Genomic DNA, 18,698 nt, shown 5'->3' with positions numbered 1-18,698 from the left:
CACCTGGCCATTGATTTCAGGGAGACAACACCATGACCTCACCCCCCTCTCACACCTCTCACACCTCTCACACCTCTCACACCTCTCACACCTCACACACCTCAAGAGGCACCCCCAACCGCCGCCAGTGGCTGGGCCTGACCCTGGCCGCCGCCACGGCCGGCCCGGCGCTGGCGCAGACCGCCGCCTTCCCGACCAAGCCCGTCACTCTGCTGGTGCCCTACGGCGCCGGCGGCCCCACCGACCAGCACCTGCGCGCGCTGGCCGAAGTGGCAGGCCAGCACCTGGGCCAGCCGGTGGTGCTGGACAACCGCCCCGGCGCCAACGGCACCAATGCCGCCGCGGCCCTGGTGCGCGCCGCAGCCGACGGCTACACGCTGGCCATCCTGCCGGCCTCGGTGTACCGCGAGCCCTTCATCAACAAGGTGCCCTACGACCCGGCCACCACCTTCAGCTACCTGTTGCTGCTGTCCGACTACACCTTTGGCCTGGCCGTGCCCGCTGGCGCGCCCTGGAAAACCTGGGCCGACTTCGTGGCTGACGCGAAACGCCGACCTGGCAAGATCAATGTGGGCGCAGCCGGCGCCATTGGCACGCCGCGCATCGTGATGGACGAGATCGCGGCCGCCGCCGGCATCGAGCTCAACATGGTGCCCTACAAGGGCGATGCCGACATCACCGCAGCCCTGCTGGGCGGCCACCTGGATGCGGCCCCGCTGTCGGGCGTGGCCATGCCGCACATCGAGTCCGGCAAACTGCGCTACCTGGTCATGCTGACCGAAAAGCCCCTGGCCACCGAGGCCAGGACGCCCACCCTGGTCGACAGCGGCATCCCTCTTTGGATCGACTCCCCCTATGGTCTGGCCGCCCCACGCGGCCTGCCCCCCGAGCGGGCCCAGCGGCTGCATGACGCCTTCAAGAAAGCGCTCGACTCCGCCCCCAGCCAGAAGGTGATGGCGCAACTCAACCAGCGGGCCAACTACCTGGGCCCCATCGAGTACCGAGCCTACGCCATCCAGACCCTGGCCCGCGAGAAGACCCGGGTGGCCCGGCTGCGCGAACGCGGGCAACTGGACTGAACGCGCATGCCAGGCCCCACGCCCCCCCAAGCGCCAGCCACCTTCGAGGACGGCACCCTGTTCGGCCACCCGATTGCCCTGGCCCGCCTGTTCGGGCTGCGCGGCGAACAGATCGGTGACGACCGGGCCCGGGTGCGGTTGCCGCACCGGCCCGATTTCAGCAACAGCCGCGGCGACGTGCATGGCGGAGCCCTCAGTGCCCTGTTTGATTCGGTGCTGGCCTGCGCCGTGCGTGCCCACGAACCGCTGCGCTGGGGCGTGGTCACGATCGACCTGAGCGTGCACTACCTGGCCAGTGGCCGTGGCGACGTGGTGGCCGAAGCCCGCTGCGACCGGCGGGGCCGCAGCCTGTGCTTTGCCCGTGGCGAAGCCTATGACGACAGCGGCCGCCTGCTGGCCACCGCCACCGGCACCTTCAAGCTGGTCGAGCGCCAGCCCGACCCGACCACCACCCCACCCACCCCCGACAGGCCTTGCCCATGAACACCCCCAATCCTTCAGCCCATCCGGCCCCTGGCGCGCTGGCCGGCGTGCGCGTCATCGATGTCTCACGTGTGCTGGGCGGCCCTTACTGCGGCCAGATCCTGGCCGACCATGGGGCCGACGTGCTCAAGATCGAGCCGCCCCAGGGTGACGAGACCCGCGCCTGGGGTCCGCCCTTCGAAAACGGCGTGGCGTCGTACTACATGGGCCTGAACCGCAACAAGCGCGGCATGCGCCTGGACCTGAGTCTGCCCGAAGGGCGGGACCAGTTGCTGACACTGCTGGCCGATGCCGATGTGCTGCTGGAAAACTTCAAGACCGGCACGCTCGATAAATGGGGCCTGGGCCACGAAGTGCTGGCCCAGCGCTTTCCGCGTCTGGTCCATGCCCGTGTCAGCGGCTTTGGCGCCGACGGCCCCCTGGGCGGCCTGCCCGGCTACGACGCGGCCATCCAGGCCATGAGCGGCCTGATGAGCGTGAACGGGGAGGTGGGCGCCGAGCCCCTGCGCGTGGGGCTGCCGGTGGTCGACATGGTGACCGGGCTGAACGCGGTGATCGGCATCCTGCTGGCCCTGCAAGAGCGCCAGCGCAGCGGCCAAGGCCAGTTCGTGGAGGCCGCCCTCTACGACTGTGGCCTGTCGCTGCTGCACCCGCACGCGGCCAACTGGTTCGGTGATGGGCGTGTGCCCACGCGCACGGGCAACGCCCACCCCAACATCTACCCCTATGACGCCTTTCCTACCGCCAGCACACCGGTGTTCCTGGCCGTGGGCAACGACAGGCAGTTTCAGCAGCTGTGCCAGGTGCTGGGCCAGCCGGAGCTGGGGCAAGACCCGCGATACGCCACCGCGGGCCAGCGCTCGGTGCACCGCGCCGAACTGCGCGCGGCCTTGCTGCCCCTGCTGGCCCAGCACGCTGGCGAGGGCCTGGTCGAGCGCTTGATGGCGCAAGGCGTGCCCAGCGCGCCGATTCTCGATGTGCCCCAGGCCCTGAGCCACCCTCACACGGCCCACCGGGGCATGACGGTGAACCTGCCCGGCGGCTACCGTGGCCTGGGCTCCCCCATCAAGCTGAGCCGCACGCCAGCCACCTACCGGATGCCACCGCCCGCCGAGATCTGAGCGCTTGCGCCGGGCGCTGCCAGGCGATGAGGCCCAACACCCAGTGGCCAAAACCCCGTCAAATGTTCCAAAAAGCAAGATTGAGGAGTTAATTTGTAACCAAAACGGCCATCCGCCGCATTTGTTCACTTCTGGAACATTGGACTGACTATGGTGACTCCAGGGCGCTGATTTCCAGCCCCGTCGAACGAAGCAAGGAAGACACCCATGACCACCACCCGTCGCATGTTCCATACCCTGGCCCTCACCGGCGCGGCCTTGCTGGCCACCGGATTCAGCGCCCCCGCCGCGCTGGCCGCAGACGGCGGCGCGCTGAGCCAGCAGGCCCAGATCAGCCTGCAACAGCTGTACAAGACCCGCCCCGGCTCGGAAGCACTGGCCAAGAGCGCCAAGGCCATTCTGGTGTTCCCCAAGATCATCAAGGCCGGCCTGATTTTTGGCGGCGCCTATGGCGAAGGCGTTCTGTACGAGAACGGTCTGCCCAAGGGCTTCTACAACTCGGTCACCGGCTCATTCGGCTGGCAGGCCGGCGCCCAGTCGTATGGCTATGTGGTGTTTCTGATGAACGACAAGGCCGTCAAATACCTGCACCAGTCCCAAGGCTGGGAGTTCGGTGTCGGCCCCACCGTGGTGCTGGTGGATGAGGGCGTGGCGCGCAACCTGAGCACCACCACCCTGAAGAATGACGCCTACGCCTACGTGTTCGACCAGGAAGGCCTGATGGCCAGCCTGAGCCTGGAAGGCACCAAGATCTCGAAGATCAAGCCCTGAACTCAGACCCTGTGCCCGCGGCGCTCAACGCGCAGCGTACGCGTCGCGCAACTCGCGCTTGAGCACCTTGCCGATGGCGCTGCGGGGCAGTTCGTCGATCAGGTGCAGGGCCGCCAGCCGCTGGGTCTTGCCCACTCTTTCATTGAGCCACTGGCGCAGCGCCTCAGTGTCCGGATCGACACCGGGCTGCGACACCACAAAGGCCACCGGGGTCTCGCCCCATTCGACCGAGGGCATGCCCACCACGGCAGCCTCGGCCACGGCCGGGTGGCTGCGCAGCAAGGCCTCGAGGTCGCTGGGGTAGATGTTGAAGCCGCCGGAGATGATCATGTCCTTCTTGCGGTCGAACAGGCTCAGAAAGCCATCGGCATCGAAGCGGCCCACATCACCGGTGCGGATGAAGCGCTTGCCATCGGGTGCAAACCATTCGGCCTCGCGCGTCTTCTCGGGCTGACCGTGGTAGCCGGTCATCATGCCGGCCGAGTGGCCCACCACCTCACCGGCCTCGCCCGGAGGCACCTCTTGCCCGGCTTCGTCGATCAGGCGGATATCGTGCCCTTCCGCCGGTTGCCCCACGGTGTGCAATTTGTCGGGAGACACGTGCGCGTTGAGGATGCAGGTGCCACCGCCTTCGGTCATGCCGTAGAACTCGACCAGCCCACCGGGCCAGCGGGCCAGCACGTCGGCCTTGAGCTCGGCATGGAAGGGCGCGCTGGTGCAGAACTTCATGTGGGTCGAACCCAGGTCATGGGCATCGAAGTCGGGCCGTGCCATCAGGCGCTGGTACTGCACCGGCACCAGCATGGTGTGGCTCATGCGGTGCTGTTGCGCCAGGCGCAGGTAGGTGGCGGCGTCGAACTTGGGCATCAGGAACACGCTGCCACCAAAAGCCAGCGTCGGAAAGAACACCACCAGGGTGGTGTTCGAGTACAGCGGGGTCGACAGCAAGGTCAGCGATTCGGGTCCATAGCCGTAAACCGCGCCCCGACTCACGTGGGCCGAACGCATGCCATGCGACTGGACGATGCCTTTGGGCGTGCCGGTGGTGCCCGAGGAATAGATGATGTTGAAGGGCCAGCCCGGTTCGATCTCGACCCGCGCCGGGGCGGTTTCGCTGCCAGCGAGCCAGTGGGCCAGGGGCATGCCCACGGCCGAGCCATCAAGTGCAATGCGCGCCACCCGCCCCTGACCGGCCTCGGCCACGGTGGCGGCGGCCGCTGCGTCGGTGAACAGCAGGCGGGCACCAGCGTCGTCCAGCATCCTGGCCAGGGCTTCAGGGGTGCTGCCGGGCGCCAGCGGGGCCACCACCACCCCGGCGCGCAAGGCCCCCAGGAACACCGTGGCATAGGCCATGGAGCTGCTGGCACACACGGCAATGGCCTGGCCAGGCTGCACGCCGTCGCGCTGCAAGGCCGTCGCCACCTGGTCCATCAGCCGGTCCAGCTCGCCGTAGCTCAGGGCCTGGGTGGCACCACCTTGCTCTTCGAGCAAGGCCCGCCGGCCTGGCTCGGCCAGCGCGTGGGCACGGATCATGTCGGGAATGGATTGAAAGCCTGCGGCAGCAGGCGAGGTGGCAGTGTTGGAGCTCATGGGTGTGTGGCGGCAAAGGAGGCGAAATGATAAGGAGCGCCCCCCCGATCGCCCCTGTCGCAACAGCGACTGAACCCGCCAAAGCGGGGGCTTAAAGGCGGTGTGTGCACGGCTTTCTACTGAGATTGTTTCCGTTTTGGGAACTTTCATTTGCAAGAAAAGCTGTTTTATTGCAACAGACGATCACCTACAGTCACTCCATCGATGAGCCGCGAGCCAGAAACAACGCTTCATCGAGGCTGGACAAGCCAGGCCCCCGGCCCGACCTGCCCGGAACGTTTTTTCAGCATACGAAAGGAAACTCACCATGTCCCGCTCTTTGATGGCTTATGTCCTCGTCTCCGCCGCTGCCGCCGCAGCGTTCGCCGCCGCCCCGGCTTTTGCCGGCGGTGAAGCCGACTCCTACCAGGGCCCGACCCCGGTGGTGTCGCAACGCAGCCGCGCCGAAGTCCATGCCGAGGCCCTGGTGGCCGCCCAGCGCGCGGCTGATCCGGACACCCTGTCGCGCATCGCCGCCCCGGTCAAGTCAGCCCTGAGCCGCTCCGAAGTGCGCCAGGCTGCTGCCGCCGCCAACCGCGCCGGCCTGGTGCCCGACCTCAGCACCTATTGATCCCCGGCGAGTGGCCCGTGCGGGCCGCTCCAGCACGAACCTCCCATCCAAACTCATCCCGAAAGCCCACCATGAACCGCCAGATCCTCACCGCCGCCCTGATCGCCGCCGCCGCCTTCGCCAGCGCCCCCAGCTTTGCCGAAGGCCTGGCTGAATACCAGCAGACACCTGCCAGCGTTTCCCAGCGCAGCAGCGCCGAAATGCGCCTGGAAGGCATCGCGACCGCCCGCCAGGCTGCCGTGGCCGTGGACGCCAAGTCCAAGGTGCATCCGCAAGTCAAGTCGGCCCTGACCCGCACCGAGGTGCGCCAGGCCGCCATCGATGCCAACCGTGCCGGGCAACTGCCGCGCGGTGAACTGAGCTTCTGACGCTGAAACTGGTCGCGCAACGCCCAGACGCCAGAGCCAACTCAACACTCCTCTTGCCCCCCTTGCCCTGCTTGGCGGGGCTTTTTTCATTCAGGCCGCCGACACCACCATCCGCCCCGCCACCCGCCGTGAGACCGCCCAAGCCAGAACCAGAACGCCCAGGCCCGCCACAGCCATGGCGGCGGCCAGCCCCCCATGGTCCACGGTGCTGCCCACCACCAGCACGCCCAGGCTTTGCCCCAGAAACAGCAGACAGGCGAACAGCGTGACGGCGCTGCCTCGGGCATGCGGTGCCATCTGCGTAGCCTGGGTCTGCAAGGTGTTGTGCAGCATGTAAAACCCCAGCCCGGCGAAAAAGCAGGCCGATACCGCCACCGCCGCCAGCGGCACGAAGGCCAGCGCCCACAACGAAACAGCGATCAAGGTGCCCCCCAGCAGGGCCAGCCCCCGTTCGCCCAGCAGGCGCAACCAGCGGGTGACAAACTGGCTGTAAAGCAATCCCCCAACGCCGTACAGCATCATCACGCCGCCTGCCGTCGATGGACTGAAGCCCAGGGTGCTGACCAGGCGACTCGGCACAAAGGCCAGGGTGCCAAAGGCCAGCGCCCCTTCGATGGCGGTCACCGTGACCACCCAGCGCACCCGGGGCAGGCGCAACAAGGCCAAGGTGGCATGGAAGGAACGGCGCCAGGGCACAGGCGCCGTCTGGCTCAAGGCCTGCGCGTGTGCGGCACGCTGCGCACCGGTCTTGCGGTACAGCGTGAACGCCGCGACAGCAAACAGGGCTGACAACAGGCCGAAGGCCACGCGCCAGCCCAGGTACTCGGAAGCCACCCCCCCGAACCACTGCCCCGCCATCATGCCGGTGACCGTGGCGCCCATGAAGCGCCCCAACGTGGCCTGCCGCTGCTCATAGCCCACCTGATCACCGATCCAGGCCATGGACAAGGGGATGATGCCGGCCGCCGCACCGCCCATGGCCGCACGCGACAGCACCAGCACGTCCAGGCTGGGGGCCAGCGCGGTCAAGGCGCTGAACACCGCACAGCCCGCCGTGGCCAGATTGATCACCCGGATCTTGCCCAGGCGGTCGCCCAAAGGGCCATAGAACAACTGCAGCACGCCATACGCCACCGCAAAGGCGGCGATGACACGCGAGGCTTCGCCCGTGCTGACCTGAAAGTCATGGCCCAGCACCCCCAGCATTGGGTCGCACACCCGCATCGAGGCCATGCTGCCGAATGCAGCCAGGCCCAGCAGGCGCAAGGTCAGGGACAAGGAGTTCATTCAGGCCTTCTGAAAAGCCTGTGATTCTGCCGGGATTGGCCCGATTCCGCTTTGGTGCTGCACGTCACCAATTCGGTGCAGACGGCGCCATAACAGTGCTAGACGTGCAATTTATTGCGAAAACAGAAATAGTATTTTTCCAAAGGCATCGTTTTACTCATGTGCTAATCAGAATAAAGTTCAACCCATCGACTCGCTGCCCCAATTTTGTGATTTCAGCAAGTCGGCATTACACCTAAAGGAAATCCCTTATGAACCGCACTCTCATCGCCTCCGCCCTGATCGCTGCTTCGGCCTTCGCCGCCGCCCCCAGCTTTGCTGAAGGCCTGGCCGAGTACAACCAGACCCCCGCTGCCGTGGCCCAGCGCACCCGCGCCGAAGTGAACGCCGAAGCCCTGGTCGCCGCACAGCACGCAGCCGACGTGGACAGCAAGTCGAAGGTGCTGCCCCAGGTCAAGTCGGCCCTGACCCGCGTCGAAGTGCGCCAGGCTGCCGCTCAAGCCAACCGTGCCGGCATGCTGCCGCACGGTGAACTGAGCTACTGAGCCCTCAGAAGACCTCACCCCGCGCGGTGAGGCCTGGCCAGAAAAAAACCGCTGCAGCCCTGGGCCCAGCGGTTTTTGTTTTTTGTTGTTCGTCCAGCGGGCAGCACTGCGGCGTGATCAGGTTCCGTCGCGGTGTCAGCGGATGGCCAGTCGTGTCGGCTGATCGGTCTGGTCAGACCTGTGCCAGGCCCGCTCGCGAGACGCGCCGGATTGCTGCTGCAGTTGTTCGCGGGTGTAGGGCCGCTCCGCCCCCGACAGTTTGAGGGCGATGCGCACCTCCCATTCGTGCGTGGGCAGGTGGGGTGCCGCGCGCCCCGCCAGCAAAAGCAGCGCCAGAGGAATCAGGCCCGCCAGCAACGGAAAAGGTTTGACGCGCCCCAGCGCCAGCAGCGTGCACACGCAAACCGCCGCCCCCAGCAACCAGGCCAGCACCACCTCGCTGACACTGTGCGCCCCCAACACCACCCGTGAGACCGCCACCAGCGCGGCCAGGCTCAGACCCAGCGCAGCCGTCAGCCAACGCCATTGCCGCTGCTGGGGAGCGAGCAACAGGCTGCACAGAATGGGAAACACCGATGTCGCCAGCAGCGTATGGCCACTGAACCCCGTGAAATCCCAGGCGGCGATGCCGATGCCCCAGCCAATGAACAAGGTCTTGCTGATCAGCGTCAGGGCCACCGCCGCCCCCAGGGTCACCAGCCAAACCCCGGCGGCCAGTCGCTCGCGGGCCAGCCACACCCCCAGCCAGGTCAACAGCCAAACCGGCAGCATCAGGCCCGCGGACCCCAGCGAGGTGATGCTCTCCCAGGTTTGGGGGGTGACGGGCAACCCATCGATCATGGAAGGCTCAGCTTTCTCATGGTTAATACCTAGCGAAGTGTAGCGATGAAACCCGGCAACAGGGTTTCAACCCGCCACCAGGGCCAGGTAGGCGCGCCTTGTTTCGGGCGACACGGCCGCCAGCACCTGCGCGTGCGAGGTCTGGTGGCGCCTCAGCAAGCGGGCCGATGCCACGGCTTTCGACTTGCAGAACCAGTGGCAGCTGTGCTGCATGAGGAACAACTCAGCCGACAGCCGATAGGCCCGATCGCGCTGCGACAAGCCGCCCTGGGCCTGGGCCGCCTGGGCCAATCCGCGCGCGTGGATCTTGAACAGTTCGCGCAGATCGAAGGTGAAGGCCGGCAGCAGTCGGTCCACCCAGGGCAAGGCGACGGGGAACCGGCTGACCCGGGTGAGCGAAGCATCGAGCCGGGCAAACTCCTGGGCAAAGCGGCTGAACTGGTCACTCAGGCTGGTTTCGGCGCTGGCCAGCAGTTGCCAGATCTGGTCACGCCGTGCCAAATCCTTTTCCCCCAGTGCACGCAAGTAACCCTCGGTCACCGTCTCCATCAGTTTTTCGATCTGGTACTGACCCAGCACGCTGCCCAGCAAGCCGATGCGGCGGCGTTGGTCATGGGTCTTGACGATGTGAAAGGCGAAGCCCGCGAACAGGGCCAATAAAAAGAAGTCCATCGGGGGCAGCGGTCAGCGTTGATTGGGTTGGAGAGCCGCTGAGTGTAGCCAGCCCGGACCCGATCCGACGCCACCCGCCTGCGTCCAGGCGGCATCAGGCCAGCGATTCGATGCGCAGCCAGGCCGCGCCGCCCACCGTGTCGGCCAAGGCCAAAGACAAGGCCATCGACTCCCGCAGCGCCACGACGTCGCCCTCCAGGGCCGGCCCGGTCAACACCACCACGGCCGGCGCCTGCCCAGCCTCGCCAGGCACCCGCTCCAGCCGGCGAACCGGAATGCGATGGGCTTCCAGTGCGGCCGCCAGGCGGGCCATCAAGGGGTTCAGCCCCACCTCGTCCGCGACGCTCCAGCGCAGGTAATGGGCGCCACGCAATGCCGCCATGGGCAACACCGGCAAGGGCCGCAAGGCCGCGGGCTGGAAGGCCAGGTGCGGCACACGGTGCTGTTGCGGCCCGCCGTGCAGGCGCGCCAGGTCGATCAGGTCGGCGATCACGGCCGAGGCCGTGGGCTCGGAACCCGCCCCCGCCCCGTAATACATCGTGACCCCCGAGGCATCGCCCTTGACCAGGATGCCGTTCATGCTTCCGTTCACCTGGGCCAGCAATTGGTCGGCCGGCAACAGGGCCGGGTGCACGCGCAGCTCCAGCCCTTCGGGCCGGCGCCGCGTGACGCCCAGCAGCTTGACGCGGTAGCCCAGGCGCTCGGCCAGTCGCACGTCCTGGGCCTGCAGGTGGCGGATGCCCTCCACATGTGCTTGCTCGAACTGCACCGGCGTGCCGAAGGCCATGGCCGACAGCAAGGTGAGCTTGTGGGCCGCGTCCACGCCGTCCACATCAAATGCCGGATCGGCCTCGGCATAGCCCAGGCGCTGGGCCTCGGCCAGCGCCGCCTCGAAGCCCAGGCCGCGCTCGCGCATGGCGCTCAGGATGAAATTGCTGGTGCCATTGATGATGCCAGCCACCCACTCGATGCGGTTGGCCCCCAGGCCCTCGCGCAAGGCCTTGATGATCGGGATGCTGACGGCCACCGCGCCCTCAAAGGCCACACAGGTGCCGGCGGCCGAGGCGGCCGCAAAGATCTCACTGCCATGGTGCGCCAGCAAGGCCTTGTTGGCGGTGACCACGGGCTTGCCCAGCGCCAGTGCCTGCAACAACCACTGGCGGGGCAGTTCGGTCCCTCCCACGGCCTCGACCACCACATCGACCTCCGGGTCGGCGATCAGGGCCTGGGCATCGCTCACGAGTCGCACGCCCGGCCCGACCAGGCTGGCCGCGCGCTGCAGATTGCGCGCCGTGGCCACGGTGACACGGATCGGCCGGCCGGACCGCAGCGCAATCTCATGGCGGTTGCGCTGCAGCACCTGCAAAGTGCCTGCGCCCACCGTGCCCAGGCCGATCAGGCCCACGCGCAGGGCCGGCAACGAGGCCGCCGCCAGGGCGCCCTCGGGAAAATGGGATTCGGGATCGTGGTACATGTGTTTCTCCGGACCAGAAATGAAAAACCCAGCTGCCGGGCTGGGTTGGTTCGGAGACTCACACCAGGGGCAGCCGGTACGGCCACCCCAACGCTGCTAGGGGGCCGCGGTGGTAATGGTGCTAATCATCATGCCCATGCACGATGCCCCGGTCCGTGCGATCACGGACGCGCCTGCCGACACCGCACAGGCGGTGAAGAAGGCGTTGAGGCTGCGTTCAAAAGACATGCGCCACAGTGTAACGGCAAAATTCAATGCCCTGCCCGGGCCCGTTCGCAGCTGCGCTGCAGCCAGGCCGGGTCGAAGCACTGCTCGACCTGGTCCGCCAGGCGGTCAAACACCTGCGTCAGCGTGGGTGCATCGGCCCCGAACAGGGCTTGCAGCACCGCGGCATCCTCGAACAGGCCATGCAGGTACAGGCCCAACACACGCCCGTTGGCACTCTGCCAGGCCAAACCGGGGATCAGCTCGCGCGCCACATCACCGGCCGCGGCCATGGCCGGGTGCTGAGCCGTCTGGCCGTGGTGAATCTCATAGCCTTGCAGGGCCACCTGTGACAGGGCGGCCCAGGGCGCGGCCACGTCGGCAAAGCGTGCCTCGGTGTGGCGCACGGTTTTTTCGGCTTCGAATGTGGTCACCAGAGGCAGCAGGCCCAGTCCGGGGGCGTTGCCATCGATGCCCTGGGTGTCGATCAGGGCCTCGCCCAGCATCTGCAGGCCGCCGCACACGCCCAGCACCCGGCCACCGCGTTCGGCATGGCGGGCCACGGCCTGGTCCAGGCCTTGTGAGCGCAGCCAGGCCAGATCGGCCGCCGTGGCCTTGCTGCCGGGCAGGATCACCCAGTCGGCACCGTCCAGATCGGCCGGGCTGCGCGCCCAGTTCAGGCGCACACCAGGCACATTCTTGAGCGGCTGAAACTCATCGAGGTTGCTGATGCGGGGGTAGGCCACCACCGCGATGCGGGTATGCACCGCGCCGCTCACGCCGGCGCTGCGGTCGTCGAACACGCCGTCCTCCTCGGGCAGACCGTGCTGCCACTTCATCGGCACCACGGCCACGGTGGGCACGCCGGTGAGCTGCTCCAGCATCTCGGGCCCGGGGGCCAGCAGGCTGGCATCGCCGCGAAACTTGTTCAGCACAAAACCCTGGATGAAGGGGCGTTCGTCCTCGGGCAGCAGGGCCCAGGTGCCGTAGAGGTGGGCAAAAGCACCGCCGCGATCGATGTCGGTCACCAACAGGCATTCGGCCTGGGCATGGCGCGCCACACGCAGGTTGACGATGTCACTGGCATGCAGATTGATCTCTGCCGGCGAACCAGCGCCTTCGATCACCACCACATCGTGGTCGGCGCGCAGGTCGTCCAGGGTCCGGGCGATGGCGGGCCACACCTTCTCGCTGCGGCCACGCCAGGGCATCTCGGTCAAGGCGGTGTCGACCTGGCCCAGCAGCACCACCTGGCTGCGCGTGTCAGCCTCGGGCTTGAGCAGCAAGGGGTTCATGCGCACCTCGGGCTCAGCCCCGGCGGCCAGGGCCTGAAAGTACTGGGCGCTGCCGATCTCGCCGGACTGGCCGCCCGGCCCCGCCACCACACGGGCGTTGTTGCTCATGTTCTGCGCCTTGAAGGGCGCCACCTTGAAGCCCTGGCGCGCATACCAACGGCACAGGGCCGTGGTCAGCCAGCTTTTGCCGGCACCGCTGGTGGTGCCCAGCACCATGACGCAATGCGCCGGGCCGGGGGTTGTTTTCTGGAGGGTCATGTCGGTTCCGATGTCAAGACAGGGCCTGGGCCAGCGCCTGCTGGGATGCGGGGGGCAACACGCCCATGCGCCACCACCCCGGCAGCTCGAAGGAGGTGGCATCGCGCAGCTTGATGCCCTGCTGGCGCAAGGCCGGCAGGCGGGCCGCGTGGGCGGGCGTGGGCTGCACACAAAAGAAGTTGGCCTGGCTGGGCCGGACCTGCCAACCGAGATGGTGACACAGTGCCTGCTGCTGGTCTTTCCAGGCGCGCAATCGAGGCCTGCATTCGGCCAGCCAATCCTGCACGGCCGGCTCGCACCAGGCCTGCAGCAGGGCCACGCCATGGGCGCCCAGCGGCCACGACGGACACAAGGCCTGCAGGGCGGGCACCGCCGCCTCGGCTCCGACAGGGGCCAGTGCATAGGCCCCGCGCACCCCCGTCAGGCCCAGGGCCTTGTTGGGGCTGTAGAGCTGCCAAGCCTGGGCCAGACAGGCTGCAGAGAGCCCGCTGGCACCGCTGAGGCGCAGGGGCTCGTAGGCGCGGTCCAGCACCGCCAGGGCAGCGCCGTCGAACACCGCGTCCCCGGGCAGGTCAGCGCCCAGAGGGCTGGCGGGTTCACAGGCCCAGGCCAGACAGGGCCGCGGAGAAGCGTCTGCCACGGGGCCGGCAATGTCTTCATGCGTCGTCAGCGCCAGATCCCAGGCCCGGGCCGCCTGGGCATAGTCACCATAGGCATGCCGAGGCAGGCGCACGTGTCGCAGGCCTTCGCGCCAGGCCCAGGCGGTGAAGCGGAAGATGAACTCACTGGCACTGGCCGCCAGCAGCACCCGATCGATGGCCACCCCATGGTGCATGGCCAGCCGCTCGCGCAGTGCTTGATACGCCGCGTCGGGGTAATGGGCGGCATCAGCCGCCTTCACCTGCTGCCAGGCAGTCGGGCACGGGCCACACGCATTGCTGTTGGTGGAAAAGTCGTGCTGCGGCACCCCCTGCGCATCGGGGCCGCCATGCACGCGCGGCAGCGCACTCATGCAACCCCACCCAGGCAGCGGGACCAGGCCGAGGCCAGGGCCAGGCTGCCCCCACTGAGCGCCCCCGCCCAGGCCACCGCCCACACCACCGCCGTACCGGCCCAGGACAAGGCCCGCTGCGTGTGGACCGGCAAAGGTGTCGGCGCGAGCGGATTCAGCACATAGGCTCCGGGCTTGCCCAGGCGCACGCCCAGGCGCAAGGCCATGGCCGCCATGGGCCAACCGCTGTTGGGCGAAGGGGTCTTGGCCGCCTCACTGCGCACGCCATGCCAACGCAAGCGCCCGGGCCAGGCCAGCAACAGTGCCGTGAGCCGCGCCGGGCACCAGGACAGAACATCGTCCGCGCGGGCGGCCCATTTGCCGGCCCAGGCCCAATAGTGGCGCCCAGCGCTGCCGCCGCGCCAGCCCGGATAGCCCCACATCGCATCCGCGGTGTTGGCAAAGCGGTACAGCGCGGCCCCCGGCAAACCGGCCACGGCAAACCAGAACAAGGGTGCCACCACCGAGTCGTTGAGGTTCTCGGCCAGGGACTCGATCGCGCTCTCACGCACCTGATGCGGCCCCAGCTGGCTGACATCCCGGCTCACCAGCCAGGCCAGTCGGGCACGACCGGCGGGCAGCGACACGGCCAGCGCATCCTCCACGGCCTGCACCTCTTCACCCAGCAGACGCCAGGCCAGCAGCGGCTTGAGTGCCAGCCCCAGCACCCCGGCCGTCAACCAGGCCGGCTGCTGCAGGGCCCAGGCTTGCAGGCCGCCGGCCAGAGCCACACACGCCCCCGCGCCCAGGCACCACAGCAAGGCCCCGCCGAGCAGGCGCGGCAGGTCCCGCCGGCCCTCGGGGTCGGGGCCCACACCCTCACGGGGTGCCAGCCGATGCCCGACCCAGCCCAGGTAACGCCCCATCCAGACCACCGGGTGCACGGCGGTGGGCGGTTCGCCCCACAGGCGATCCACCCCCAGGGCCAGGGGCACCGCCGCGGCCAGCGCCAGGCCGACCCAGGGTTCAATCAGACTCAAGGCCAGGCCCCTCCGCAAACAAGGCACTGGGCCGTCCCCATTGCTCGTCGAACACCAGCCCACCCAAAGCGGCGCGGCGCGCCCAACGCTCTTGCTCCAGCATGGGCTGTTCGTAGAAGGCCGTGACCGGCCCCAGGCACAGCAGCGCGATCACCTCGGCCCCTTCGGGCAAGCCCAGCACGCGGGCAACCTCCAGCGGATCGAAGATCGAAACCCAGCCCATGCCCAGGCCCTCGGCACGGGCCGCGAGCCACAGGTTCTGGATGGCGCAACTGGCGGAGGCCAGGTCCATCTGGGGCAGCGTGCGACGCCCGAAGACGTGGCGCTCACGCCCGTCGCTCAACGCCACGGCCAGCAGTTCGGCGCATTCAAGCACGCCCTGCACCTTGAGGCGCAAGAATTCCTCCTGCCTCACCCCCAGGGCCTGGGCGGTCCGCACGCGCTCGACCTCGACCAGGGCGTGCAGGCGGGCCCGGGTGTCGGGCTGGCTGATGCGGATGAAGCGCCAGGGTTGCATGAAGCCCACGCTGGGGGCGTGGTGGGCGGCATCGAGCAAGCGGCGCAGCAGCTCAGGGGCCACCTGCCCGCCGCTGAAGTGGCGCATGTCGCGGCGCTGATGGATGGCCCGGTACACGGCCTCACGCTCGGCAGGCGCAAAGGCCTGGGCGGCAGGCGAGGTGTCGGCGCCTGGACGGGCTGATTGGGCATCACCCTGACGGGCTGAGGGGGTATCGCCGTGCCGGGGCGAGAGCTCGCTGGCCATGCTCAATCCTCGATGCCCCGTTGGGCCGGGATGCCGGCCTGGAAGGCGTGCTTGATCAGCTTCATCTCGGTCACGGTGTCGGCCATCGTCACGATCTCTTCGGGGCAGCGGCGCCCGGTGAGCACCACGTGCACCTGGCGCGGGCGGTCGCGCAGGGTGGTCAGCACCTCGCCCAGGGGCAGCCAGCCATAGATCAGGGGGTAAGTGATCTCATCGAGCACCACCAGAAAATGCTCGCCGGCCAGGATCACGTCCCGCGCCCGGGCCCAGCCATCGCGGGCCAACTGGGCAGAGTGATCGAGGTCCTTGCTCTTCCAGCTGAAGCCGTCGCCCAGGCCTTCCACCGGGATGCCCAGTTGCTCGAACATGCGGTGTTCGCCAAAGCGGGCGCTGGGCACCTTCATGAACTGGTAGATCTTCACGGCCTTGCCGCGGCCATGCGCCCGCAGGGCCAGGCCGAAGGCCGCGGTGCTCTTGCCCTTGCCGTCGCCGGTGTTGACGATGATCAGGCCACGGCGCTCGCCTTCGGCTTTGTCATAAGGCTTTTCGGTGGGGGGGGTTTCGATCTGCATGGGAGGTTTTCAGGAAGTGTGGGGGTGGGATGTGGGTTCTGACGTGGGTTCGGCCCGGGCCACGGGCAGGGGCACCCATTGCCCCTGGACCGGGTGGATCTTCAGGCGCTGGTCAAACACCTGCTCCAGCGCGCGGTGCGTGGCCGGGGCCTCGGTGCTGCCGTGGTGGCAGATGCGGCCTTGCGCCATCACCACCAGCTCATCGGCCTGCAAAGCCATGCCGAGTTCATGCAGCACGCTGACCACGGTCCGGCCCTGCCCCACCAGTTGGCGCACGGTGTCCAGCCAGTCGGACTGGTGCGGTGGATCCAGGTTGGCCAGGGGCTCGTCCATCAACAGCACCGGGGCCTGCACGGCCAGGGCGCGGGCCAGCAACACGCGCTGGCGCTCGCCGCCCGACAGCTGGCCCAGACTGCGCTCGCGCCATTCCCAGGCCTGGGTGCTGCGCAAGGCCTGCTCCACGGCCGCGTGGTCGGCGGCGCCGGGCGCGGCCAGCCAGCCGCGGTGGGGCAGGCGCCCCAGCATCACCACGTCAAGCACCCGCAGGTCGTGGGCCGCCTGTTCGCCCTGCCCCAGCCAGGCCACGGTGCGCCCCCGCTCGCGCGCGGGCCATTGGCGCAAGGGGCGCTGCAGCAGGGTGATCTCGCCAGCGCAGGGCAGCAGGCCCGCCAGCGCCCGCAGCAAGGTCGATTTGCCGGCCCCGTTGGGGCCCACGATGCTGGTCCAGGCCCCCTGGCGCAGGTCTAGGTCGATGGCATGCAGCACCGGTCGATCGCCCAGTCGGGCGCTCACACCCCGGGCTTGAAGGGCCGACGTGGAGGAGCCGAGCGCGGCGCTCATGCCCCGCCCCCCAGGCTGTCGCGTCGGTGCATGAGCCACAGCAGGTAGCTGCCGCCCAGGACCGCCGTCAAGGCACCCACGGGCAACTCCTGTGGTGCCGTGAGGCCACGCGCCAGCACGTCGGCCAGCATCAGCAGGCAGCCGCCGGTCAGGCTGGCAAGCAGCTGCTGCCAGGCATGGCCCGTCTTGACCAGCCCGCGTACCAGGTGCGGCGCCGCCAGGCCGACAAAGGCAATCAAGCCGGTCTGGGCCACGGCCGTGCCGGTGGCCAACGCCAGCACGGCCACCAGCACCGCGCGTAAAACGCCGAGTGGCAGGCCCAGGCTGAGGGCCGTCGATTCACCGAGCGACAGTCCGTCCAGGCCCCGGGCCGCCCCCAGCGCCACCAGGGCGCACAGGCACCACACTGCGCCCATCAGCAAGGCCGAGGTCCAGCCGACAAAGCCGGTGTTGCCCAGCATGAAGGCTTGCATGGGTTGCATGATCTCGGGCACGCGCAGCAGCAGCAAAGAGGTGATGGCGCCCAACACCACGCCCACGATGACCCCGGCCAGCAACAGGCGCAGGGTCTGCTGCACGCCTCGCGCCAGCGCCAGGGTGAGCAACACGGCGCCCACCGCACCGACAAAGGCGGCGCCGGTGAGGCCCAGGCGCATCAGCCAGTCGGATGACAAGAGCAGGTTCAAGGGCCTTTGCCCCAGCCACACCAGGGCAAAAGCCACGCCCAGCGAAGCCCCTGAGGCACTGCCCAGCAGGTAGGGGTCGGCCAGCGGGTTGCGGAACAAGCCCTGCGCCACGGAGCCGGCCAGCCCAAGCAAAGCCCCGGCGGCCAGGGCCCCGAGCGAGCGTGGCAAGCGGATGTCGAGCACGATCTGGGCGGCCAGGGGGTCGTCGAACAACTGGGTCACCCGCTGAAAGCCGGTGCTGCCCACGCCCAGGCTGAGCGCCAGCAGACCGGCCACCAGCAGCACCAGCACGAAGAGCACGGCGGCCGGCCGCCAGGCGCGTGGGCTCATGGCGAGCGCTCCTGCAGGCAACGCGCCATCAGGCGTGCGGCCTCGCCCATGCGGGGGCCGGGGCGCACCATCACATCGGATTCGGCAGCGCTGAAGCGGCAGATGCGGTCCTCGCGCACGGCGCGGATGCGATCCCAACCCGGGCGCTGCATCAGGCCTTCGAAGTTGCGGTCCCCAATCATGATCAGGTCAGGGTTGGCGCGCACCACATACTCGGGGTTGAGCTTGGGAAAGGGGCCCAGCGAGGCGGGCACCACATTGCGCGCGCCCAGCCGGCTCAGGGTCTCGCCGATGAAGGACGATTCGCTGGCCGCATAGGGCGCTCGGTTGACTTCGTAATACACCCGGGTGTTGCGCACCTTCGGCGGCAGCGACTGGGCGGCGGCCGAGACCTCGGCATCGATCTGGCGCCAGATGCGCGCCGCGCCCTGCGCATCGGGCACCTGCAGGACCACGCCGATCTTGCCCAGCACGCGTTGCACATCGGCGTAACTGCGCGGCTCCAGGGCCACCACCTTGAGGCCGAGCTGCTCCAGCCGGGGCGTGGCACGGGCCGACTTGGCCAGCAAGACCACATCGGGCCGCAAGGCCACGATGCCCTCGATGTTGGCGTCGTCCAGCCCCCCCAGGTGCGGCAGGGCCTGCACCGACGCAGGCCAGGTGGAGTAACGGTCCACCCCCACGAGGCGGGCACAGCCACCCATGGCGCAGATGGACTCCGTCAGCGAGGGCAGCAGGCTGATGATGCGCTGCGGCGGCTGGGCCAGTTGCACGCTGACGCCGCGGTCATCCTGCAGTTCGATGGGGGCCGCGGCCTGGCACAGGCTGCTCAGCATCGCGAGCAACAGCCACGCCAGCGGGAATCGGAGGAAGGTGCAG

The 18,698-nt window shown here is 68.4% G+C and carries 20 protein-coding genes; 7 read left to right on the top strand and 13 right to left on the bottom strand.

The window, feature by feature from the left end; all coding sequences use genetic code 11:
- Window positions 1-32 precede the first annotated feature (32 nt).
- The 4 genes from AC3WUT_RS06230 to AC3WUT_RS06215 all read left to right on the top strand — a co-directional run bounded on the left by AC3WUT_RS06230 (window position 33) and on the right by AC3WUT_RS06215 (window position 3,454).
- On the top strand, window positions 33-1,079 hold the full coding sequence (locus AC3WUT_RS06230) for a tripartite tricarboxylate transporter substrate binding protein (protein WP_492346215.1): 1,047 nt from the start codon (window positions 33-35) through the stop codon (window positions 1,077-1,079).
- A gap of 6 nt (window positions 1,080-1,085) precedes the next feature.
- The gene (locus AC3WUT_RS06225; RefSeq protein WP_492346214.1) at window positions 1,086-1,562 is read left to right on the top strand and encodes a PaaI family thioesterase; all 477 of its coding nucleotides are present in this window, start codon (window positions 1,086-1,088) and stop codon (window positions 1,560-1,562) included.
- Entirely contained in the window at window positions 1,559-2,683 is a 1,125-nt protein-coding gene (locus AC3WUT_RS06220) for a CaiB/BaiF CoA transferase family protein (RefSeq protein WP_492346213.1), read from the top strand. The genes AC3WUT_RS06225 and AC3WUT_RS06220 overlap by 4 nt, the downstream gene beginning before the upstream one ends.
- 207 nt (window positions 2,684-2,890) lie before the next feature.
- Window positions 2,891-3,454: a lipid-binding SYLF domain-containing protein gene (locus AC3WUT_RS06215; RefSeq protein ID WP_492346212.1), complete on the top strand. Its 564-nt coding sequence runs from the start codon at window positions 2,891-2,893 to the stop codon at window positions 3,452-3,454.
- 24 nt (window positions 3,455-3,478) lie between these two features.
- Here AC3WUT_RS06215 and AC3WUT_RS06210 read toward each other — a convergent pair whose 3' ends face one another.
- Window positions 3,479-5,044 (bottom strand): class I adenylate-forming enzyme family protein, encoded by a 1,566-nt coding sequence (locus AC3WUT_RS06210; protein ID WP_492346211.1) that lies wholly within the window; start codon window positions 5,042-5,044, stop codon window positions 3,479-3,481.
- Between the two features lie 307 nt (window positions 5,045-5,351).
- Here AC3WUT_RS06210 and AC3WUT_RS06205 point away from each other — a divergent pair, with 307 nt between their 5' ends.
- Together AC3WUT_RS06205 and AC3WUT_RS06200 are read left to right on the top strand one after the other, a co-directional pair.
- Window positions 5,352-5,654, top strand: coding sequence for a hypothetical protein (locus tag AC3WUT_RS06205; protein WP_492346210.1), 303 nt, complete (start codon window positions 5,352-5,354; stop codon window positions 5,652-5,654).
- A gap of 71 nt (window positions 5,655-5,725) precedes the next feature.
- Window positions 5,726-6,022 (top strand): hypothetical protein, encoded by a 297-nt coding sequence (locus AC3WUT_RS06200; protein ID WP_492346209.1) that lies wholly within the window; start codon window positions 5,726-5,728, stop codon window positions 6,020-6,022.
- Between the two features lie 90 nt (window positions 6,023-6,112).
- Here AC3WUT_RS06200 and AC3WUT_RS06195 read toward each other — a convergent pair whose 3' ends face one another.
- Entirely contained in the window at window positions 6,113-7,309 is a 1,197-nt protein-coding gene (locus AC3WUT_RS06195; RefSeq protein ID WP_492346208.1) for an MFS transporter, read from the bottom strand.
- Between the two features lie 251 nt (window positions 7,310-7,560).
- Here AC3WUT_RS06195 and AC3WUT_RS06190 point away from each other — a divergent pair, with 251 nt between their 5' ends.
- Window positions 7,561-7,854, top strand: a complete 294-nt coding sequence (locus tag AC3WUT_RS06190) for a hypothetical protein (protein ID WP_492346207.1) — start codon at window positions 7,561-7,563, stop codon at window positions 7,852-7,854.
- A 135-nt stretch (window positions 7,855-7,989) separates the two neighbouring features.
- Here AC3WUT_RS06190 and AC3WUT_RS06185 read toward each other — a convergent pair whose 3' ends face one another.
- The 11 genes from AC3WUT_RS06185 to AC3WUT_RS06135 all read right to left on the bottom strand — a co-directional run bounded on the left by AC3WUT_RS06185 (window position 7,990) and on the right by AC3WUT_RS06135 (window position 18,655).
- A complete protein-coding gene (locus AC3WUT_RS06185) occupies window positions 7,990-8,694 on the bottom strand; it encodes a phosphatase PAP2 family protein (RefSeq protein ID WP_492346206.1) in 705 nt (234 codons plus the stop codon).
- 66 nt (window positions 8,695-8,760) lie between these two features.
- Entirely contained in the window at window positions 8,761-9,366 is a 606-nt protein-coding gene (locus AC3WUT_RS06180; RefSeq protein ID WP_492346205.1) for a hypothetical protein, read from the bottom strand.
- A gap of 94 nt (window positions 9,367-9,460) precedes the next feature.
- Window positions 9,461-10,840 carry a homoserine dehydrogenase gene (locus AC3WUT_RS06175; RefSeq protein ID WP_492346204.1) on the bottom strand — a complete coding sequence of 460 codons (1,380 nt, stop codon included), beginning with the start codon at window positions 10,838-10,840 and terminating at the stop codon, window positions 9,461-9,463.
- 251 nt (window positions 10,841-11,091) lie between these two features.
- Window positions 11,092-12,555 (bottom strand): cobyric acid synthase, encoded by a 1,464-nt coding sequence (locus tag AC3WUT_RS06170; protein ID WP_492346655.1) that lies wholly within the window; start codon window positions 12,553-12,555, stop codon window positions 11,092-11,094.
- 55 nt (window positions 12,556-12,610) lie between these two features.
- Window positions 12,611-13,609, bottom strand: a complete 999-nt coding sequence (locus AC3WUT_RS06165; protein ID WP_492346203.1) for an aminotransferase class I/II-fold pyridoxal phosphate-dependent enzyme — start codon at window positions 13,607-13,609, stop codon at window positions 12,611-12,613.
- A complete protein-coding gene (cbiB, locus tag AC3WUT_RS06160) occupies window positions 13,606-14,619 on the bottom strand; it encodes an adenosylcobinamide-phosphate synthase CbiB (protein WP_492346654.1) in 1,014 nt (337 codons plus the stop codon). The genes AC3WUT_RS06165 and cbiB overlap by 4 nt, the downstream gene beginning before the upstream one ends.
- The gene (gene bluB, locus AC3WUT_RS06155; protein WP_492346202.1) at window positions 14,615-15,391 is read right to left on the bottom strand and encodes a 5,6-dimethylbenzimidazole synthase; all 777 of its coding nucleotides are present in this window, start codon (window positions 15,389-15,391) and stop codon (window positions 14,615-14,617) included. Before bluB ends, cbiB begins: the two co-directional genes overlap by 5 nt.
- Window positions 15,392-15,393: 2 nt before the next feature.
- Window positions 15,394-15,963, bottom strand: a complete 570-nt coding sequence (gene cobO / locus AC3WUT_RS06150; protein WP_492346201.1) for a cob(I)yrinic acid a,c-diamide adenosyltransferase — start codon at window positions 15,961-15,963, stop codon at window positions 15,394-15,396.
- 9 nt (window positions 15,964-15,972) lie between these two features.
- Window positions 15,973-16,803 (bottom strand): ABC transporter ATP-binding protein, encoded by an 831-nt coding sequence (locus tag AC3WUT_RS06145; protein ID WP_492346200.1) that lies wholly within the window; start codon window positions 16,801-16,803, stop codon window positions 15,973-15,975.
- Window positions 16,800-17,819, bottom strand: a complete 1,020-nt coding sequence (locus tag AC3WUT_RS06140; RefSeq protein ID WP_492346199.1) for a FecCD family ABC transporter permease — start codon at window positions 17,817-17,819, stop codon at window positions 16,800-16,802. Before AC3WUT_RS06140 ends, AC3WUT_RS06145 begins: the two co-directional genes overlap by 4 nt.
- Window positions 17,816-18,655 carry an ABC transporter substrate-binding protein gene (locus AC3WUT_RS06135; RefSeq protein WP_492346653.1) on the bottom strand — a complete coding sequence of 280 codons (840 nt, stop codon included), beginning with the start codon at window positions 18,653-18,655 and terminating at the stop codon, window positions 17,816-17,818. The genes AC3WUT_RS06140 and AC3WUT_RS06135 overlap by 4 nt, the downstream gene beginning before the upstream one ends.
- Window positions 18,656-18,698 lie beyond the last annotated feature (43 nt).

The organism is Curvibacter sp. EU05-FHT14A10 (assembly GCF_058791075.1).
This window is presented reverse-complemented; position numbering and strand designations above follow the sequence as displayed.

What these genes read in the sequence shown, in the direction of transcription:
- AC3WUT_RS06220 (WP_492346213.1), top strand. Translation starts at nt 1,559, where the DNA reads ATGAACACCCCCAATCCTTCAGCCCATCCGGCCCCTGGCGCGCTGGCC.
- AC3WUT_RS06205 (WP_492346210.1), top strand. Translation starts at nt 5,352, where the DNA reads ATGTCCCGCTCTTTGATGGCTTATGTCCTCGTCTCCGCCGCTGCCGCC.
- AC3WUT_RS06180 (WP_492346205.1), bottom strand. Translation starts at nt 9,366, where the DNA reads ATGGACTTCTTTTTATTGGCCCTGTTCGCGGGCTTCGCCTTTCACATC.
- AC3WUT_RS06190 (WP_492346207.1), top strand. Translation starts at nt 7,561, where the DNA reads ATGAACCGCACTCTCATCGCCTCCGCCCTGATCGCTGCTTCGGCCTTC.
- bluB (WP_492346202.1), bottom strand. Translation starts at nt 15,391, where the DNA reads ATGGCCAGCGAGCTCTCGCCCCGGCACGGCGATACCCCCTCAGCCCGT.
- AC3WUT_RS06135 (WP_492346653.1), bottom strand. Translation starts at nt 18,655, where the DNA reads ATGCTGAGCAGCCTGTGCCAGGCCGCGGCCCCCATCGAACTGCAGGAT.
- AC3WUT_RS06185 (WP_492346206.1), bottom strand. Translation starts at nt 8,694, where the DNA reads ATGATCGATGGGTTGCCCGTCACCCCCCAAACCTGGGAGAGCATCACC.
- AC3WUT_RS06200 (WP_492346209.1), top strand. Translation starts at nt 5,726, where the DNA reads ATGAACCGCCAGATCCTCACCGCCGCCCTGATCGCCGCCGCCGCCTTC.
- AC3WUT_RS06170 (WP_492346655.1), bottom strand. Translation starts at nt 12,555, where the DNA reads ATGGTGCTGGGCACCACCAGCGGTGCCGGCAAAAGCTGGCTGACCACG.
- AC3WUT_RS06230 (WP_492346215.1), top strand. Translation starts at nt 33, where the DNA reads ATGACCTCACCCCCCTCTCACACCTCTCACACCTCTCACACCTCTCAC.
- AC3WUT_RS06225 (WP_492346214.1), top strand. Translation starts at nt 1,086, where the DNA reads ATGCCAGGCCCCACGCCCCCCCAAGCGCCAGCCACCTTCGAGGACGGC.
- AC3WUT_RS06210 (WP_492346211.1), bottom strand. Translation starts at nt 5,044, where the DNA reads ATGAGCTCCAACACTGCCACCTCGCCTGCTGCCGCAGGCTTTCAATCC.
- AC3WUT_RS06145 (WP_492346200.1), bottom strand. Translation starts at nt 16,803, where the DNA reads ATGAGCGCCGCGCTCGGCTCCTCCACGTCGGCCCTTCAAGCCCGGGGT.
- AC3WUT_RS06175 (WP_492346204.1), bottom strand. Translation starts at nt 10,840, where the DNA reads ATGTACCACGATCCCGAATCCCATTTTCCCGAGGGCGCCCTGGCGGCG.
- cobO (WP_492346201.1), bottom strand. Translation starts at nt 15,963, where the DNA reads ATGCAGATCGAAACCCCCCCCACCGAAAAGCCTTATGACAAAGCCGAA.
- AC3WUT_RS06195 (WP_492346208.1), bottom strand. Translation starts at nt 7,309, where the DNA reads ATGAACTCCTTGTCCCTGACCTTGCGCCTGCTGGGCCTGGCTGCATTC.
- AC3WUT_RS06140 (WP_492346199.1), bottom strand. Translation starts at nt 17,819, where the DNA reads ATGAGCCCACGCGCCTGGCGGCCGGCCGCCGTGCTCTTCGTGCTGGTG.
- AC3WUT_RS06165 (WP_492346203.1), bottom strand. Translation starts at nt 13,609, where the DNA reads ATGAGTGCGCTGCCGCGCGTGCATGGCGGCCCCGATGCGCAGGGGGTG.
- AC3WUT_RS06215 (WP_492346212.1), top strand. Translation starts at nt 2,891, where the DNA reads ATGACCACCACCCGTCGCATGTTCCATACCCTGGCCCTCACCGGCGCG.